Source organism: Acidithiobacillus sp. M4-SHS-6 (genome assembly GCF_047421495.1).
Taxonomy (GTDB): domain Bacteria; phylum Pseudomonadota; class Gammaproteobacteria; order Acidithiobacillales; family Acidithiobacillaceae; genus Acidithiobacillus.
In genome coordinates this window covers 1,158,830-1,175,886 of the sequence record NZ_CP175559.1, presented here as the reverse complement: position 1 = coordinate 1,175,886, position 17,057 = coordinate 1,158,830, and the positions used below count along the sequence as shown (strand labels likewise).

Genomic DNA, 17,057 nt, shown 5'->3' with positions numbered 1-17,057 from the left:
ACCGGGCTCCCACCTTGGGTGCTTGGTGGCAAAGCGTTCGCTTGGCCACTGTTGAAGAACGCGCGGCTCTGGTAGCCACGCATCAGCAATTTGTGCCATCCGTTCCCATCGCGTCCGGTCTTTCTGGCTTCGCCGCCGAAGCGTGCGCCGCCAGAGGTCGACGACATAATGCCGGAAGGCACTCAGACTCCGGCTATTGGTCGGCACCACATGGTAGCAAAGAATCCCGCCACCCATCGCCGACGACCCACCGTTCTGAACGGAGAAGCCTCTCCTCGGAGCCATGCCGCCCGCTCACAAAAACGGGCTGCGTGGCTTTTTTATGCTGCCGTCTACCCCTCATATATGTTGACCAGAGAACCATCGATTTGACTGATCACACTCACAAGACCGGAGAGCAACTGGCTAACAGTGTGTAAGCAATGGGATGGACGTCCCCACCCTATACCGTAAGCGGTAACTGAGCGGCGTATCTTGCGGCTTAGTTCGAGATGTTATAGAGGTCCGAGCGCAGGGGGTTGGCCGCGAAGTGTTCTTTCCAGAGCCTTGGCGTCAGTTCGGCGACGCGGGAACTGGGATGCTGGCCGACCCGCTGCAAGACATCGACCAGATAGTCATAGGGATTGACGTCGTGGAGGCGGCAAGTGGTCAGCAGGCTCTGCACGATGCCGACCTGTTTGGCACCCAGTTCCGTCCAGCAGAACAGCCAAGCCTTCCGGCCCATGGGGATCACCCGCAAGCCTCTTTCCAGATGATTGGTGTCGATGGGCACATCGGCATCGCTCAGGAAGACCTCCAGCCCCGCCCGGCGTTTGTGGGCATAGGCTAGGGCCTTGCTCAGCGGGTTGCTGGGCAGTAATCCGGTATCGGCGGCCGTGTCGGCCACCCAGGTGAAGAACGCCTCTACCAAGGGCTTGGCTTTGGTCAGCCGGATATCCTGCTTTTTGGCCCCTTTCAGTCCCCGATCCCGAATCTCGGCTTCCACCGCATAGATGTTGCCGATCATTTCCAATGCCACGGCCGCCCGTTGCGGATCGGCGTCCTGGCTCTCGAAGAATTCACGACGGGTATGCGCCCAGCACTGGGCATGGGTCAGCCCTTCCGTTTTCTTCTCGTAGCGGCTGTAGGCCGCATAACCATCGGTGATCAGCACGGCACCGGGCGGTGCCGTCAGTCCCAGGAGCTGATCCACATGTTCTGCCCGGCGGCTTTCGCAATACGGGAAGCAGATCTCGTCCCGCTCGCCATAGACCGGCCAGAAATAGCCCTGCTTCATCTTCCCCGGCCCTTGCAGGCCGGCCTTGATGGGGGTTTCATCCATGGCCTTGACCCGGGAAGCGCGGATGGAGTCGAACTGGGCGTTGTAGATGGGTTCCAGGAGGCCCACGACCCGCTGCATCAGTTGGGTCAGCCACACCCGGCTCAGGGTAAAGCCCATATCCTGCAAGCGCTGATGCAGGCGGTATAGAGGCAAATGATAGAGGAATTTCTCGACGACCATCCCGGCCGCGAAGCTGACGTCGGCGCGGCTGCCTTCGAGTACCCCTACCGGGGCGGGCGGACAGCTGATGGTCTGGGTGTCGAGGCGTTTGATCACCGGGCGGACGTATTTGATCACCACATAGCTGCTTGGCCGCTGTGCCAGGCGATAGGTCTCTTTACTGCCGATGACGGTGTACTGCTCCGGTGTCAAAGCGGCCATTTCCGGATTCGGGACTTCAATGGTCATCACCGGGACTTGATCGGCATCGAAGAAGGGCACGGATTCGGCCTGGTCTTCGGGTGTGCGGCAGGTGCTTTTGCGGGTATGGGCCGGAATGATACGGGTGGGGGCTTCTGCCAGCGGTACAGCGGCCTCTATCCCCAAAGCCTCGGCCAGGGTCAGCTGCTGTGCAGGGGCTTCGAGGATCCGCTTTTCGCTCTTCTGGCCGAAGGTCTGGCGCTTGAACCAGTCGAGCTGGTGTTTGAGGGCGTCGATCTGTTCCTGCAGGGAGGCCAGTTTTTGCTCAGAATGCAGCCACCCCTGAATGGCCAGAAGCACGGTTTGCGGAGACAGGGCAGCGGCCTCTTCGAGGCTCAAGGGGGTCGGAAACAGGGCCGCTGCCGTCATGCTTTTCATATGGAAAATCATAGCAATAATTGCGGTCTTTGTCCATCAAAAAGACCCCGAAAAACACGCAAAAAGCCCAAAAACCGATGGGTTATCCCGCCTGGGTGGGAGCCAGATACCGTTTGCGCCGGGCACCCGGCTCGATGCCTTCGAGCAGCAGCTTGAGCGCCGTCCAATCCATCTCCCGCGTGGTCACTTTTCCCCAGTCCGGGAGAAAACGCCCTTGCTCCAGGCGCTTGGCCCAGAGACAGAATCCACTACGATGGTAAGTAGGCCGTAGGAGTTTCACCCTCAGCCTCTCGCAGAACCGTACGTGAGTCTCTCAACTCATACGGCTCCCGTTGTCCAGTCGGCTTTCATTTCCATAAACGTGCCAGTGCACAAACAACGATGGGCATGCTTTCCTCATTCGGTTGAGCCAGTCAGCACTGCGGCGCTTATGCCCCGCCAATGCTTTGTATTTCCGACGAGCCCAGCGTTTAAGCTTCTGATTAAAATGATCAAAGACTTTACGCATAACCGTTTTGTAGAAAGCCCCGTAGTAGTTCCACCACCCTTGTAGGATGGCGTTGTACTGTTTTGATAGTTCCAAAAGGCTGGCCGGTGTTTGTCGCTGGATATTCCAGCTGCGGGTTCGTTGACGCATTCGCTTGAGCGCTTCAGTACTGGCCCCGGGCAGGAAGCTGGTAAACCGGCATCCATTATTGCCCCATGCCTCCCGTGGTCGGAAGGTGAACCCCAGAAACGTAAACTGCGTCGTAGGGTAAGCTGCTTTGCGGTTACTGTCCTTGCAATAAACAATCTTCGACTTGTCCGGGTGCATGCTCAACAAGCATTCTGCCAGGCGTATCTCAATTGCTGTCATGACCTCATGTGCCTGCCTCTCCGTGCGGCAGTGAACTACCGCATCGTCAGCATACCGTGCAAACGGACATGCAGGAAATGACCTTTGCATCCAGATATCGAACGCATAATGCATAAACAGATTCATCAACAAAGGGCTGATAACTCCACCTTGGGGCGTGCCGCTTTCACGCGGTACTTGGATACCCTCGACGGTCACGAACGGAGCCTTAAGCCAACGCTCGATATATAACAAGATCCAGCCTTCCTTTATGTGATGTTTTACCGCTTTGAGCAGCAGCCCATGATCAATGTGATCAAAGGCTCCCCTGATATCGAACTCCACCACCCAGTTGTGGTTCCAGCAGCGTTTACGTGTGATCGCAACCGCCTGCTGGGCCGACTTTCCCGGCCGGTACCCGTAGGAGTCCGGATGAAACAGGCGATCCAAACGTGGCTCCACTAAAAGCTTGACCGCCGTCTGGGCCACCCTGTCCGCCACCGTGGGTATACCCAATGCGCGCTTGCCTCCGGATCGCTTGGGAATTTCCACCTGCCGAACTGGTGGTGGAAAATAGGAACCGGATGACATTCGATTCCACACCTTATAGAGGTTCCGCTGCAAGTCCTGCTCGAACTGAGCGATGGATTGCTCATCTATTCCAGCAGCGCCTCCGTTAGCTTTTACGCATTGATAAGCCTTCCAAACTACTTGTTTGGAAATGTTATACGACTTTGCTGTGCTCATGCCACTCCTCCTTGCCTAAGCAAGTTGGTGACCGTCGCCAGCTGGACAACGCCATCCCTTCGCTCCATTCCCATTACAAGAATTTCATCACTACTACGAATGGCTCCGCCCCTCGACCTCTGCATCGGTATTCTTCCTCGCGGTGGTAGCCGCTTGTCATTTCCCTTGGCATCAGAGGTGAGGTTCTCACGTTCCATATCAAAGCCTGTATTGAGATCATGCCGCCTATACACCGGCTGCCATCTGGACAGTAAACAGGTGCCCTCCAGATTGGTCCCGAGGCTATTGGGCGGCCCCGGTTTTGACAGCGCTTGAGTTCTTAACGATGCGTCTTCGAACGGTTTGCTTTCGCTCATCTTCTCAATACCTACCTGACGCCGTTATCGGCGCCTTTTCCACGGTCGCTCACCACCACGCCTTTTGAACGCAGCGGCACCGGGCGGTTTGAAGCCAGCCCCTGCAGGCAGACTTCGGGAGGCCTGCTCCCATCTTCGATACAGCATCGCAGGCTTACGCCTGCATTCGTGACACACCCCAATAGAGGATCTTCATCTGGGTGGCCCGCCGGTTGATGAACACAAACAGATGCCCGGACAGGGGATTCTGCTGCAAGACGCTGCGGGTCAGTGCAGTCAGCCCATCATAAGACTTGCGCATATCCACCGGCTGGCCACAGAGGTGCACCCGCACCCGGCCTTCCGGGAAAAACATCAGCCCCGCACCAGATGCAACACCAGACCCGCGCCCAGTTCCAGGCGCAATTCCACGCGGGGGGTGGCCACCTCCTCTCGCCGGGTGGGAGTCAGGTCTGCCAGCGCACCCAGGTCCACAAAGTCCGGGGGGTGGGGTGCGACCATCCGCGCGGTCACGGCCGGAACCGCGCCCACATCCGATACCGACGGCACCCTGCTGGGAACCGCCTTGGAAACCCCCTGTTGCCGTAGCCGTCCCTGCCAGCGATAAAAACTAGCCGGGCTGATGGCGACCTGCCGACAAAATGCGGCCACCGTCAGGCTGCTCGCACGCTGTTCTTCCAGTAACGCTTGCCACGCTTGGGCGCTGCGGATGGGGGATTTTCTCCGGGATAGGGTCATCTTGTGCTCCTCAGCATGTGTCCTGGGAACACATTCTGCACGGCCCCCATATTCCCGGGTAGAACGCCGCTCAGTTACCGCTTACCTGGAACCAGCATGACAAAATGACACTGCTTTGTAAATTATTTCATGGAACGTACTACTAGCCCATCCCGCGACGAACCCGCTCCGGGGCCTCGAGTGTGTCAATTTGACCAACGGTCAAGCTGTAATAACCGGCGATGCGATCCCCGTCGCAGACGACGAAGGTTCTCGCAGAGCCGCTGCCTTGGGCCTGCCGCGCGTAGCGCAGCAACCATTCAGTGAGTGCCGGTTTGCCGCAGTCGAACGCTTCCAGCCATGCCTCGCATCAAGCGATTGCGGTGCCGACAGACTCACTTCCTGGTCCAGACCGGACGCCGCGAAAATAGATCGGCCAAGCCCGGGTTGTCGGATTCCGGCCGATCCAGCATGTCCAGCAGCGCCTGGTACTGGCTGCCGGAGACCATGAACAGACGCTGGTCGAGCAGGGTCTGCTCAGCCGCTTGGTATGCGGCATCGAGAATGAAATCAGTCAACGATTTGTGCGCGACCTCGGCGGCGCGACGCAGAATGGTTTCCTGCTCAGGGGTCGTGCGCAGCCCGAGGCGGGCTGAGCGGACGGTAGTGCTGGTGGCGGGCATGGCAAGCTTCCTAATGCTGTACATTCGACTCAATGTTAGTACAAATGACGCCGAAAACCCAGATGATGATCGAGGCCAAACCACCGGTAATGATCAGGCTGCCCGAAAACTGGCATGGACAAAAAACGCATCCCATTTTGTCAAGGCAGCAAACAGTGTCAGCGTACCGTGGCGGATGTAGTCATGGGTCGCAGTTTTAATATGACCGATTCGCAACGGAAGACCGGGTTGGGTGCGCTCCAGCGTCTGGCACTGGGACTTTTCGTCGCAACACAGAACGATGGCCTTGTCGGGCGGGTTCAGAGTCGCTGCACGCTGGCAGGCGATATGCCAGTCGCCTGCGCCATGCTGCGGCAGTTCCAGCGTCCTTGCGTGGTCGGCGGTTTGCCCGACGTCTCGATAACCTTCTGCACCGCCGCAACGGGCAAACTCGCTTTGCGCCCCCGTCCCGGTGCAGCCGAGAGCCCGGCCAGCCGCGACCGCCTGAAGCGTCGGCACCAGTGATTGACGGTCATACGCGAGACACACCACCGCTTTGCCAATGGTATCTTGTGTCTGCCCTCCGCCGCCAGTAGAACAATCTGCGCCCGCTGGCGATCTCGTACCGCTACCGTGCTGGATCGCATCCGTTTCTTCAGTTCCTGCATCTCAGCCAGATCAAGCATGATTCGCTCTTTGACCATCACAATCCTCCTCGAAGACGCACTTCGGACAGGATATATGAACCACCAAAATATAAAGGCATTTGTGAGACACCACCAGGGCGGCACTGTTGGATGGATGGGTCACATCCTCGTCATAGGCGACCAATTCCGTGGGCAATGGAAACTGTCCCACGCAGTGCTCAATCTGCTTGCCGAACTCGTGCAGGACCTGCCAGATCAGGATGCGGATACTCATGAATGATGCACGTCAGTACACCAGGTGCAACATATCCACAGGGTGATTACTCCCCAAAAGACTCCTCCATGATGGCCCGCGTCTCTTCCAGATCAAACACCTCCGGATCAAATCCTTCGGGTAGCATGTCCAGGAAAAGTGCTTCATCGCTGTTTTGAGCGCCTCTTTTTTGAATTTCCAGCAACTCCAGATAACCCCAAACGCCACCCACGTCTTCAGGTGGGCAATTTCGGCCCCCATCCACGATGGATGCCCAGGCATGTCGAGGCGCAGGGACTTCTTCGGTTTTTTCCACCTTGATGACATGCCGCCAGTCATCACCAAAATCGTACACATATAAAAACCTGCTCCGACTATGGATGACCTGCATCAGCGTCACCTCCGATTCTTCCCGGACCTCGACACCCCAAAAGGCATTCTCGGCGTCCGATTCTTCGGTGGTTTCACCATAGCGCACTTTTTTAATGACGAATTCATGCATATGACTGTTCGTCCAGCCCATCGCCACCTGGATGGCCTGATGCAGACTCCATAGATTTTGCTCGGCATCGATTTGAATCCGCCGCCAAATGGGTGGCTCAATGCCCTCTAATGCGATCCGCAAGGTGAACATTCTCATGAAATCACCTTGCCACCATCATTCCCGGCCGCGTTGTCCACCACCAACCGTACCGGCCAATACTTTCTCCGCTCCCGGTTCCAGACCCGTTTCGCCATCATCCAATCAGACTGCGCATCCCGCAGGAATTCCTGAATGGATGCCTTCGTCCAGGGAACCCATTGCGACGCTTCCCCTTCTCCCGTGGACTGCCAGTCTCCACCCATAACACCATCACCCGACGATTCCAGCATCATCTGATACCGCGTGAGCGTGAGCGAACTGGCGCAATAGCGATTCCATATCCGTAATATCTCCGGGGCATCCTCCTCGATGACCGCCACATGCCACTGGTAATGATCCGGCCTGCCAAAAGCCGGCAAAGACGAAAACCGCATCTCCCGACGCTGGGCGTTCAACTCTTCCACCGTGGCTTCCGTCGGAAATACCGGCTTCGGCTGGTTGTCCGGCAAACGATTCACCCAATCCGGAATCTCCTGCACCGGCTCCAAGGGCGGACCCGGATCAAATATCGACAACCCCATCGTCACAAAACCACACTCCGTATGCACATAATGGTCCGTGACACCCTCATGAAAAAACAGATCCTGCACCAACCGCCATGCCGACCGCTCCGATACACCACCACAACGGGCCAAATCCCGTACCAGCTTGTCCAGCTTCGCCTGTTCTTCAGATTCGTCCATCATTTTTTAATTAAACCACCTTACGCGGTCGCCCGCCTTTGTGACCATTTTCGCGAGAACTAACCGCCTTGGCACGGCTACGAACCCTTCCGCCAGCAGCCCCAAGATGGGCTCCCATCCACCGTTTGGAACCAAACTGGCCGGCCAGGAGACCGGGCACATACAGGTCCGCATCGAGCTTCGGCCAATGAAGACCCAAGCCAGATGGGCTTATTTCAATGACGGACAGATCATCCGGTGAAGCACCAGCCAAACCCTCGGCCAAGTGTGTCGGAAAGCTGATCTGCACGTCCGTGTCAAGTTTCACTACCACGCGCGATGTACGCCGAACGTAGCGGGCAGCCACAGCATAGCCTGCCTGCCGGTGCGCCTGAGCGCGCTTTTCGGCATGGGCGAACTCCTGTTCAGTAATAGCCATGAAACTTTCTCCATTCAGTACATAACTCAGCAATGTGATCTGCCAACCCCGTTTCAATGCGGGCCAGGTCCGACCGATCAAACCGATAGCTCTCACGTAACTCTGGCGGGCCATCCGGACAGTTCAAGATGAATACCGCTTCCCCATCGCCAATCACGTGGGCATGGGCGGGCCGATGTTCATTGGGATAAATCACGACCCGTAGGCCGCCGATACGCAAGATCGCAAGATCGCAAGATCGCAAGCATAACCGAGTATAGTAAAACCTAACCGCTTTGGAATATCAAAAAATCCAGGTCCCTAGTCCACCTTCATATCACAGTATTTGCGCAGCCCCGGACTAGCTGAAAAAGTCACCACCCGACGCGACGTAATCAAAAACGGTTTGCCCGTCTTGGGATTTCGTCCCGGCCGTGACCGTTTGTCATGCAGCGTGAACTTGCCAAAACCGGACAGCAAAACAGGCTCACCACTAGCCAGTGCCTGTCGCATCGTGGCAAAAAAAGTATCCACCAATGCCGACGCGTCCATCCTCGTCAGCCCCATACTATTGCGGAGATGTTCCGCCAGTTCCGCTTTCGTTACCGTCATTTTCTGTCCTTTGGAGAAACAGTCTCCGCCCCGGCGTCCGGGTCCGTACCGGCGTCCGGTTCCGCACCGGCGTCCGGGTTCACATCTCCACCACCCGACAATTCACCATCGCCCGTATTGTCCACCACCACCTGAAACGGCCAGTGACGACGCCGGTAGCGCTCACAGTCTTTTCTTTTTTCCGCCATGAGCGTTTCATCACACTGCACCAGATTGGCCGCATATTCCACCCGCACATACCGATCCCACTCCCGTAGAATCTTCGGCGCAACATCTTCCCGCACCGATAACACCCAGCGGTAATGATCCGGCTTGCCCGAAACCGGTGCCCATCGAAATACGATCGCTCCAACCCCCGGTTCCTGTTTACACAACGTCAAACCCAACGCCACAAAACCCGCTTCGGTTCGTACATACCGGTCCGTAATGTCTTCCTGAAAAAATACCTGCCGGAGCAAACGGTATGCCGAATCCCGCGAAATCGCACCAGCATCCGCCAGATTATCCACCAGATTTTCCAGTTTCCCCCGATCATTGCTATTTATCACGACACCTCCCATGGATTGATGACGTTCACTCCAGCAGCTTCAAAAGGACTGGTGTCGCGGGTGGCGACGATGAATCCGTTGGCGAGGGCGACGGCTGCAATGAAGGCATCGGCCGTTTCAATCGCCAAGCCGACAACGCGAGACTTTGCCAGCAGTTCCGCATAGGCTTTCGTGCAAGCCATATCGAACGGCAACACCCGGTTGGCGAACATCGGCAGCAAGCGCTTTTCCAAATTTTCATGCAGGCTGTTCCGGCGCTTTCCGTCCGGCATCAGCGCGATACCCGCACGCAACTCGGCTACCGTGATCGCTGACAGGTAGAGTGTTTCCAGCGCTTGTGCGTCGAGCCAGTCAAGAACATGGGTATTCGGGGCCGGGCGCTGCGGCTCCGAAATGACGTTGGTATCGAGCAGAATCACTCAAATCTCGCTGCACGAGCGGGGGACTTGATGCGCGTGCTCTCGAAGATGGCGACTTCTTCATCCGTCAAACCGCCTGCCTCACGAGCGATAGAGGCCAGATACGAACCAAGCTTCACGCGACCCTCCGGCTTGGCCGCCCGTTCCAGGATGTCGCGGATTTCCGCTTCGGTGCTGCGACCATGATGGGCGGCCTGGATTCGGATGGCCCGATGCACCTCATCGGGCAGATTTCTTACATTCACGTTTGCCATTTGATATATCTCCATCAAAGTGGATCAACGCACCCATTGTATGGTAATGATACCAAGGCGCAAGCGTTTCATCTTCAAGAAAATACCTCAAACCCACCATCCTTTCCCATCCCCGGATGCTGACCACCCGGCGAACGCACCGTCTCCACCAGCAAATCCGGCACCACCACCCCCGGCTTCACCGCCCCCGCATGTAGCGTCCTGCCATATACCTTACTCGATTTCGTCGAAATCTGCCCCATCGCCGCCGCCAGCGTCCGACGGTCCACTCCCGCCTTCTTCATCCGGCCCGCAAATACATGACGCGCCGAATACAACGTCATGCGCGGCCGTACCGACCCATGCACCGCATCCCAACCCCGCCGCAACCACTGCGCATAGTTTTTCAATACGTCCTCTGCCACATACCCTTCATAAAGCAGACGATCCCGCAGACTCATCGCATTCACCACCACCTGCCAATCTTCCTCAGACACAAACTCCAGATACCGCCAGACCCGCCCGGACTCATCCTCTACACCCACACCACGCAAGCGATTCCCCGCACTATCCCGCTTCGCCTTCGCCGTCGGTATCCACAAGCGCCGATGCGCAAGCTCCAAACGACTCTCCCACCACTCCCCCGGGCGATACCCCGCCCGCATCGCCGCTTCCATCCATAGCGCCACATCCTTCCCCACTTCCCGCTGACTCAACCACTCCGCCACCGGCTCCCATCCCTTCTCCGACTTCCGACGCTTCCCCGGCCCACCTCGCCGTTTCTTCCGTACCGCCCCCGTCATGCCCAGAACCGCCCCCACCGCTTCCCGCGTCCCCTGCCCTCCCACATCCACGAAATACCAGAGCAACGCCATCCGATACAGCCGCAAGGTCGATACACCCCATTCCTGCTTTCTCATCCACTCTCCCAACTCCCCCAACGTCCCCACCCCATCCCGTCCAGACCGCTCCAGAACCCTGCGCACCAGACGACCGTACAAACGCTCCGTCGCAACCGATCTCTCCATGACGCCACCTCTCTCGACTCTCCCGCCACCTATGGGGCCTGCAACACGCGATTTTTCTCCAAAAATCACGGCTTCCGGCCCCATTACTCTATCATGCACGTTTACACTTTTCCCACCCCTCGAAAACCCCGCGCACAAGAGGTCGTGGTCGCGGGAGACGTCACTTTGCATACTTTTGCGACGTCGCGCTGTGGTCTCCAGAGACGTCGCACGAGACCACTCTCTTTTTTGGAATGACCGGGGTCTCTGGAGACGTCACATCTGCCTACTCTGGAGACGTCACAATGCGGTCTCCGGAGACGTCTCCCGCGACCACGGTTCATTGCCCGGATGACGGTGGTCTCCGGAGACGTCGCATTTGCCTGCTTGGGAGACGTCTCGCGTGACCATTGCCTGCCAAAATCTTGCGGCACCAAGGGATAGAGAGGGTTTTTGCAAAGAGGTTTGCGATATGGGCAAAAGCAAGCGGATTACTTTTTGGGTGGGGAAATCGTCTTTGGAAGATTTACACGTTCAGCGTTTTCTTCAATGGCTGCATGAAAAAAAACTCAGGCAGGGCACATGGATAAAATCTGCCGTGGTTCTGGGGTTTTTGCAGGTGGAGGATGAGATCAAGGCAATTCCTGATGATCCACCAGCGGAACAGGAAAAAGGGAAAAGCCGTGCGGACCCAAAGAAGCCATAGCGGACGGCACCAAAGCGCAGTGGGATGCATATTGAGGAGATTTTTATCATGCTAAACCAGAATCTGAACACGTCAGTTCCTGCCATTGTCCGGCAGGCATCTACCGTTGGCGGTCGCATCGCGCCGGTTTCCCCTTATCCGGAAATGGCGCGATGGGGACGCAGTGCCGGGTCCATTCATCAGGCCATCCAGGGCGACCCGCTCTATCACATCCAGCGCAAGGCCATTTATCGCAAGGCCATGCAGGTCGGCGCACAGGCGGGCCTCGCCTGGGAGGACCGGGTGATCTGGGCGCAGTTGCAGAATGACAAGGTGTATCTGGGGCATGTCTGGGATTTTTCACGCTGGATTTTTACAGTGCCCTATTCCAACAAGCAGGTCTGGGTCATGCCGCCGATTCTGGAACAGGCCCATGAAGCCATCCACCTGCACAATCCGGATTTTCTGACGATCTCCAACAAGCTCTACCGGATTCATGCCCCTGCCCGATTGCTGACCAATGTTCCGCGCTGGCAATCCTGGCTCATGCCGTCCCTGCCGCCCTATCCCCGGAAAAAGGATATTCCGCCCTTGCTGTTACCGCATACGACAGCACAGCGTGCCGCCTGGATTGCCGGCCTGCAAAAAGGCTGGCGCGCGGGGGTGCGTCTGGCCAAAAACAATTTTACCGATGCCGTGTACACGATGCGCCGCACGTTTCTGGGTATTTTGCTGTACGACAAACTGCACGCGAAAAACCGGATCGGATCACCGTATTTTGCCATCAGCAATCTGGGCACCGTGCATCATGGCGCGGATTTGCGTGAAAACGATCGCGTTTTGCGCATTACCAAACCGGCGTCCTGGCATGTTTCCGGTTTGCGCATAGTGCATCGCTACACCCTGATATGGAATCCGGGTCTTTCGACACAAACCATCCAGAAAGCGGGCAAGCTCTGATGTTTACGGTGGAAGATTTGCATCGCGCACTGATTCTGGCCTCGGACATGGGTGCGTCCGATCTGGATTTGCAGACGGAATATCCGATGTTTCTGAATCTGTATGGGGAACATCGGGTGTTGACGCGCGACGGGCGCATTCTGGATGCAGCAAAGGATGCGGAATCTACAAAAAACCTGCATCTGGAATGTCTTTTTCCGGAAGAAATGCGTTTTATCGCCAATCACCTGTTTCGTGGCGCGGCGGCGCAGGAAGAAATGAACCGCACCCGGGGCGGGCTGAACATGGCGTATGTCGTGGAAGAACATCATCCCATCGGCCATGCGCGTCGTGGAAAAAAACATCGTTTCCGCGTGAATATGGTGCAAGGGCAGAATGCCAACAGTGAAACCAACGTGCAGATCACGATTCGCCCCCTGCCGGGGATGGTCAAGTTTCCCGAAGAATATGGCATCCCCGACGCGATTCGGGAGCATTTTTTCCATACACGCGGACTGGTCCTGGTAACGGGACCTACCGGATCGGGGAAAACGACCTTGCTGGCTTCCATGCTGCGCGACTGGCTGGAACGCGGCAAACATTCCATCAAGCTGATTACGGCGGAAGATCCCATCGAAATCATCTTGCAGGAAGTCGTGACCAACATGATTCATGACGGACGGATTCCGCACAGCTTCATCCATCATGCGGAAGTGCCGACCAACCTGCGGGATTTTTCCTTGTCCATCCGCGAAGGGATGCGACGTCACCCGGACGTGGCCATGATCGGAGAATTGCGGGACAGGGAAAGCATCGCTGCCGCCATCGAGCTGGTATTGACCGGCCATACGGTCCTGTCCACCACACATACCATTGGCGTAGGCAGCACGATTGGGCGCCTGATTGCCGGTTTTCCCACAGAAGAAAAGCTCATGAAAAAGCAGGATTTGATTTTTTCCCTGCGACTGGTGGTTTCCCAGTTGCTGGTGAAATCGACGGATGGCAAGCGCACGGCGATCCGGGAATACCTGCCGTTCACGACGCCGGTGCGCAAGCGGCTTCTGGATACGCCCATTGAAAATTTGTACCCGGTGATCGATGAAATGCTGGTCCAGCATGGCCGGCCCATGATCCGGGACGTCGAGGATCGTTACCGGGACGGCATCATTTCGGAAGAAACCTATCAGAGATTGGAGGCAGAACATGCGCTGGCGTAATGCGGGAATGGTCCCGCAAACCGTTTTCGGGCTGGAATATTACATTTTCGTTCCGGTGATTCCCTGGGGCTTTTTGGTCATTCACGGTTGGTGGTGGACCGTACTGTTGCTGTTGTGGTTTGCGTTCATGATCTTGCTGAACAAAAAGTACGGATTGCGCCTGATGGACGTGTTGACCCTGGTCCATCGGTTTATCCAGGGTGACTGGAGAGTTCGGTGAGTGAACGTCTCCTCTTGCGCATAAAAAACACGCCGGACGATCTGGAGATTCAGCGTTTTCTCCAGATGTTGGGACAGAGAAAATTCCCGCGTCAAGTCTGGATAAAACGTGCATTGGTGCTGGGACTTGCGCAACTGGAAAAAGAAATAGCTTCCACCAGCAGTGCTGCGCACGGCAAAAGCCCTGCGGACGGCAACGGTCTTGCAGACAGCAACGGTCTTGCAGACAGCAGTTTTCGCAAATCGCAAAATCCTCGCGGGCCGCAACCGCCTTCTGGCGAAGAACAACCTCATGCCGGGGCGCAACCCCCTGCCGGGGTGCAACCCCTTCGCAGGGTGCAACCCTCTGCCGGGGTGCAGTCCCAGTTTGAAAGACAGCCGGAAAAGCATGTTGGGGCGGACGACAATGCGGCAGGGTCAGGTATGGCCAGGGTGCAATCGCCACAGCCGATACCCGTAGCAGTTCCATCGCAACCGGGATCGGAAAACGGACTTTCCGATGTGTCAACAATTCCTTTGCAGGATGCGAACCCTTTGCAGGGTGCAACAAGCCAAACGCCGTCCGCAGGACCTTCGCCGGCTGCAAGCCCAAGCCCTGGTGTTGTTGCGGCACCTGAATCATCAGGCAATGTGGGAAAAACCATGCTGTCGGGTCGAGCAGACCAGCCCATTGCAGATGCACCGTCCGCAGGATCGCAGGATGCAAACCCTGTGCAGGCCGCAGGATATACGCCGTCCGCAGGACCCGCAGGACCCGCAGGACAGTTGATGGAAGATGAGTTGCGTTTTTCGCCGGTTACTGTCGAAAAGGCGCGGAAACTCATGGGTGCTTTTGGAAAAGGAGATTGATGGATGATAGCGATTGATGATGGATACGGCGATTTGAAACTCGGAAACGGGCGACGTTTTCGGGTGTTTCCCAGCAAGGCCGTCAGTGGTCGGGTGGTGCGTTCCCGCTATGTGAATGGGGACTTCGAGCTTGGTGGTTCGCCGGTACTGGAAAGCGAAGGAGCCATTTTCACGATTCAGGACGGGATAAATGCCGAGGACACCCGATTCGATGACTGGCCCAATTCCACATTGAACCGGATTTTGTGCCGTTATGCGGCGGCGGAAATGGGGATGCAGGACGGAGACAATCTGGTCACGGGCCTGCCCATGTCGGTCTATTTTGATCGGGACGGCCGGAAAAATCAGAAAGCGGTACAGCGTCGCACGGAATCCCTGAAAAAACCCGTGGTGCAGCACATGCCCGATGGGATGCAGCGGCATTTGGCGACGCCTGGACGCATCAAGATCATTCCCCAGGGGCTGGCGGCGATTTTCGATCATCTGATTGGCGATGATGGACAAATAGCAACACTGAACACGGTGGGCGTGGTGGACATTGGCGCCCGCACGACCGACGTGGCTGTTTATCTGTTGCAGGACGACGGGGAAAATACCATTGATGCCAGTCGCTCCGGCGGTTTTCGCCGGGGAGTGTCCGATCTGGTGGACGCATTGGCCCAGGAGTTGCAAAAGAGCTTGCGCCTGCCCGCCCTCCCCCCTTTGTCGATGGCGGCGGCCAGTCTGCGTACCGGCAGGTTCAAGGCATCCGGGCAGGAATATAATGTGGACAGCCAACGTCTGCATGTGTTGCGTACCGGATTACCCGGCATTCTTCAGGAAGCGGAACAGATATTGAGCGCGGGAGATGGTGCGGCCGGCCTCATGGATCTGGACCGGATTCTACTGGTCGGTGGCGGTGCCTATCTCGCGGAATCCATTGGATTGTCCTTGTGGGAACAAACCTGCATTCCCCAAAATCCGGAACTGGCCAATGTACGCGGCATGGTGAAATTGGGACAGGTGATCGAGCATGACTGACTGGAACGAAGATGATTTCCCGGATGAGCCATTCGATTATCATGACGAAATACCGGAAGTTTCGTCTTTGCAAGAACAGTCTGCGCCCGGTCGTCCTGCGGACAGCAGTGCTGCGCACGGCAGTCTTGCAGACCGCACAGGTCTTGCAGACGGCAGTTTTGCCGATCACACAGGTCTTGGTCTTGCAGACGGCACAGGCTCTGCTGTAGACGACGTATGGAACAACGCCCCACCTGGGGATACTTCCCCGCAAGGGGATGTTTACCAGCAGGGGGGTGCTCCCCTGCAAGGGGATGCTTCCCCGCAGGGTGTTGCTCACCTTCAAGGTGCGGAAGAAACTTTTCGACGATTGGCGGAATTGCATCGTCAGATGCTGGACAAGCAATACAACCAGGCAGTTTTTCGGGCTGATCTGGAACGGTTGGGTACGTGGATTCGGAGTATGGATGCGCATCTTGCGCAACTGGCGCATGTGGAAAATCTGGCGGAACAGCATCAATCCATATTGAACAACATGAGCGTCAAGGCACAGGAGCATCGTCAAACTCTGACGAATGATCTGGAAAAGCACCGAAAAGAGATCGAAGATTCTCTCAAGGCTATGGGTAATCCGCTGAAAAAACTGGATGACCTGATAGAGGAGCAGACCCGCAGCTTTCGGACCTTTTCACTGGTTGTGAATAAAATCTGGTGGATATTTTTTTCCGCAACGATCTCCGGTGCATTGGTGGGCAATCTGATTGCCTATTTTTTGCTGATGATGAGAAAATGATGTCTCAGTTGGTATTGGTACTGGCAATCACACTGATCAACGCCACTTTGTTGCTTGTAGCAATGGTCTGGTGGGAAAGGAAAGGGAAATGACAGCACTTCCTTACAATATTTCCCTGTTTGCCGATCAGGAAACCTGGATTGCGGCTTATGCCGCATGGTATGCCCATTTTTTCGTCATGCTGCCACCGGATTGTCCCTATCGTCTGGCGGAATCCTGGACGCGAAAAATGACCGAAGCCAGTATGGGTCCGGCTTTTTTTCAGCGTGATGACCAAAAAGCCATTGCTGAAAACGGAATGCTTCAGGCTGTGAAAAACCTGAAAAGCACCAAGCAATCCATGCCACCGTATCAGGAACAGAGGGTTTCCAACTTCATTCCGATGATCCACGAAAATTCGCAGAAAGCAGAAAGTGCAAACACCCAAATGACGCTGTTCTGAAAAATTTGAACTTTTTTGCAAAATAATGTACAAAAC

The 17,057-nt window shown here is 56.4% G+C and carries 25 protein-coding genes and 2 pseudogenes; 8 read left to right on the top strand and 19 right to left on the bottom strand.

What is annotated here, in order from left to right; all coding sequences use genetic code 11:
* Positions 1–481: 481 nt before the first annotated feature.
* From tnpC to ACJU26_RS05960, 19 genes and pseudogenes are all read right to left on the bottom strand, one after another.
* Positions 482–2,110, bottom strand: a complete 1,629-nt coding sequence (gene tnpC / locus ACJU26_RS06050) for an IS66 family transposase (protein ID WP_414041941.1) — start codon at positions 2,108–2,110, stop codon at positions 482–484.
* 91 nt (positions 2,111–2,201) lie between these two features.
* Positions 2,202–2,405 (bottom strand): IS66 family insertion sequence element accessory protein TnpB, encoded by a 204-nt coding sequence (tnpB, locus tag ACJU26_RS06045; protein ID WP_414041940.1) that lies wholly within the window; start codon positions 2,403–2,405, stop codon positions 2,202–2,204.
* A gap of 27 nt (positions 2,406–2,432) precedes the next feature.
* Entirely contained in the window at positions 2,433–3,701 is a 1,269-nt protein-coding gene (ltrA, locus tag ACJU26_RS06040) for a group II intron reverse transcriptase/maturase (protein WP_414041615.1), read from the bottom strand.
* Positions 3,702–4,211: 510 nt separating this feature from the next.
* The gene (gene tnpB, locus ACJU26_RS06035; protein WP_414041614.1) at positions 4,212–4,412 is read right to left on the bottom strand and encodes an IS66 family insertion sequence element accessory protein TnpB; all 201 of its coding nucleotides are present in this window, start codon (positions 4,410–4,412) and stop codon (positions 4,212–4,214) included.
* The gene (gene tnpA, locus ACJU26_RS06030) at positions 4,412–4,795 is read right to left on the bottom strand and encodes an IS66 family insertion sequence element accessory protein TnpA (protein WP_414041613.1); all 384 of its coding nucleotides are present in this window, start codon (positions 4,793–4,795) and stop codon (positions 4,412–4,414) included. The genes tnpB (ACJU26_RS06035) and tnpA overlap by 1 nt, the downstream gene beginning before the upstream one ends.
* A gap of 374 nt (positions 4,796–5,169) precedes the next feature.
* Positions 5,170–5,481, bottom strand: a complete 312-nt coding sequence (locus ACJU26_RS06025) for a DUF1778 domain-containing protein (protein WP_414041612.1) — start codon at positions 5,479–5,481, stop codon at positions 5,170–5,172.
* A 117-nt stretch (positions 5,482–5,598) separates the two neighbouring features.
* Positions 5,599–5,760 (bottom strand): annotated as a pseudogene (locus tag ACJU26_RS06020) (IS630 family transposase); the annotation flags it as partial.
* Positions 5,757–5,972 (bottom strand): helix-turn-helix domain-containing protein, encoded by a 216-nt coding sequence (locus ACJU26_RS06015; RefSeq protein WP_414041939.1) that lies wholly within the window; start codon positions 5,970–5,972, stop codon positions 5,757–5,759. The gene ACJU26_RS06015 and the pseudogene ACJU26_RS06020, both read right to left, overlap by 4 nt.
* Positions 5,949–6,083 (bottom strand): annotated as a pseudogene (locus tag ACJU26_RS06010) (helix-turn-helix domain-containing protein); the annotation flags it as partial. The gene ACJU26_RS06015 and the pseudogene ACJU26_RS06010, both read right to left, overlap by 24 nt.
* 31 nt (positions 6,084–6,114) lie before the next feature.
* Entirely contained in the window at positions 6,115–6,357 is a 243-nt protein-coding gene (locus ACJU26_RS06005) for a hypothetical protein (RefSeq protein WP_414041611.1), read from the bottom strand.
* A 46-nt stretch (positions 6,358–6,403) separates the two neighbouring features.
* A complete protein-coding gene (locus tag ACJU26_RS06000; RefSeq protein ID WP_414041610.1) occupies positions 6,404–6,976 on the bottom strand; it encodes a plasmid pRiA4b ORF-3 family protein in 573 nt (190 codons plus the stop codon).
* Positions 6,973–7,665 (bottom strand): hypothetical protein, encoded by a 693-nt coding sequence (locus tag ACJU26_RS05995; RefSeq protein WP_414041609.1) that lies wholly within the window; start codon positions 7,663–7,665, stop codon positions 6,973–6,975. The genes ACJU26_RS06000 and ACJU26_RS05995 overlap by 4 nt, the downstream gene beginning before the upstream one ends.
* A 7-nt stretch (positions 7,666–7,672) precedes the next feature.
* Positions 7,673–8,080, bottom strand: coding sequence for a DUF2442 domain-containing protein (locus ACJU26_RS05990; protein ID WP_414041608.1), 408 nt, complete (start codon positions 8,078–8,080; stop codon positions 7,673–7,675).
* A complete protein-coding gene (locus ACJU26_RS05985; protein WP_414041938.1) occupies positions 8,067–8,276 on the bottom strand; it encodes a DUF4160 domain-containing protein in 210 nt (69 codons plus the stop codon). The genes ACJU26_RS05990 and ACJU26_RS05985 overlap by 14 nt, the downstream gene beginning before the upstream one ends.
* 104 nt (positions 8,277–8,380) lie before the next feature.
* A complete protein-coding gene (locus ACJU26_RS05980) occupies positions 8,381–8,671 on the bottom strand; it encodes an integration host factor subunit alpha (protein WP_414041607.1) in 291 nt (96 codons plus the stop codon).
* Positions 8,668–9,219 (bottom strand): hypothetical protein, encoded by a 552-nt coding sequence (locus tag ACJU26_RS05975; RefSeq protein ID WP_414041606.1) that lies wholly within the window; start codon positions 9,217–9,219, stop codon positions 8,668–8,670. Before ACJU26_RS05975 ends, ACJU26_RS05980 begins: the two co-directional genes overlap by 4 nt.
* Positions 9,216–9,638, bottom strand: coding sequence for a type II toxin-antitoxin system VapC family toxin (locus ACJU26_RS05970; protein WP_414041605.1), 423 nt, complete (start codon positions 9,636–9,638; stop codon positions 9,216–9,218). Before ACJU26_RS05970 ends, ACJU26_RS05975 begins: the two co-directional genes overlap by 4 nt.
* The gene (locus tag ACJU26_RS05965; RefSeq protein ID WP_414041604.1) at positions 9,635–9,892 is read right to left on the bottom strand and encodes a FitA-like ribbon-helix-helix domain-containing protein; all 258 of its coding nucleotides are present in this window, start codon (positions 9,890–9,892) and stop codon (positions 9,635–9,637) included. Before ACJU26_RS05965 ends, ACJU26_RS05970 begins: the two co-directional genes overlap by 4 nt.
* A gap of 74 nt (positions 9,893–9,966) precedes the next feature.
* Complete coding sequence (locus ACJU26_RS05960; protein ID WP_414041603.1) at positions 9,967–10,899, bottom strand: hypothetical protein; 933 nt, start codon at positions 10,897–10,899, stop codon at positions 9,967–9,969.
* Between the two features lie 382 nt (positions 10,900–11,281).
* Here ACJU26_RS05960 and ACJU26_RS05955 point away from each other — a divergent pair, with 382 nt between their 5' ends.
* From ACJU26_RS05955 to ACJU26_RS05920, 8 genes are all read left to right on the top strand, one after another.
* Positions 11,282–11,584, top strand: coding sequence for a hypothetical protein (locus tag ACJU26_RS05955; RefSeq protein WP_414041602.1), 303 nt, complete (start codon positions 11,282–11,284; stop codon positions 11,582–11,584).
* 48 nt (positions 11,585–11,632) lie between these two features.
* A complete protein-coding gene (locus tag ACJU26_RS05950; RefSeq protein WP_414041601.1) occupies positions 11,633–12,523 on the top strand; it encodes a type IV secretory system conjugative DNA transfer family protein in 891 nt (296 codons plus the stop codon).
* Positions 12,523–13,719 carry a type IV pilus twitching motility protein PilT gene (locus ACJU26_RS05945; protein ID WP_414041600.1) on the top strand — a complete coding sequence of 399 codons (1,197 nt, stop codon included), beginning with the start codon at positions 12,523–12,525 and terminating at the stop codon, positions 13,717–13,719. The genes ACJU26_RS05950 and ACJU26_RS05945 overlap by 1 nt, the downstream gene beginning before the upstream one ends.
* Positions 13,706–13,939, top strand: a complete 234-nt coding sequence (locus ACJU26_RS05940; protein WP_414041599.1) for a hypothetical protein — start codon at positions 13,706–13,708, stop codon at positions 13,937–13,939. The genes ACJU26_RS05945 and ACJU26_RS05940 overlap by 14 nt, the downstream gene beginning before the upstream one ends.
* Complete coding sequence (locus ACJU26_RS05935; protein WP_414041598.1) at positions 13,936–14,787, top strand: hypothetical protein; 852 nt, start codon at positions 13,936–13,938, stop codon at positions 14,785–14,787. The genes ACJU26_RS05940 and ACJU26_RS05935 overlap by 4 nt, the downstream gene beginning before the upstream one ends.
* Before the next feature lie 3 nt (positions 14,788–14,790).
* Positions 14,791–15,807, top strand: coding sequence for a plasmid segregation protein ParM domain-containing protein (parM, locus tag ACJU26_RS05930; protein WP_414041597.1), 1,017 nt, complete (start codon positions 14,791–14,793; stop codon positions 15,805–15,807).
* A complete protein-coding gene (locus ACJU26_RS05925; RefSeq protein WP_414041596.1) occupies positions 15,800–16,579 on the top strand; it encodes a hypothetical protein in 780 nt (259 codons plus the stop codon). Before parM ends, ACJU26_RS05925 begins: the two co-directional genes overlap by 8 nt.
* Before the next feature lie 88 nt (positions 16,580–16,667).
* Entirely contained in the window at positions 16,668–17,021 is a 354-nt protein-coding gene (locus ACJU26_RS05920) for a hypothetical protein (protein ID WP_414041595.1), read from the top strand.
* Positions 17,022–17,057 lie beyond the last annotated feature (36 nt).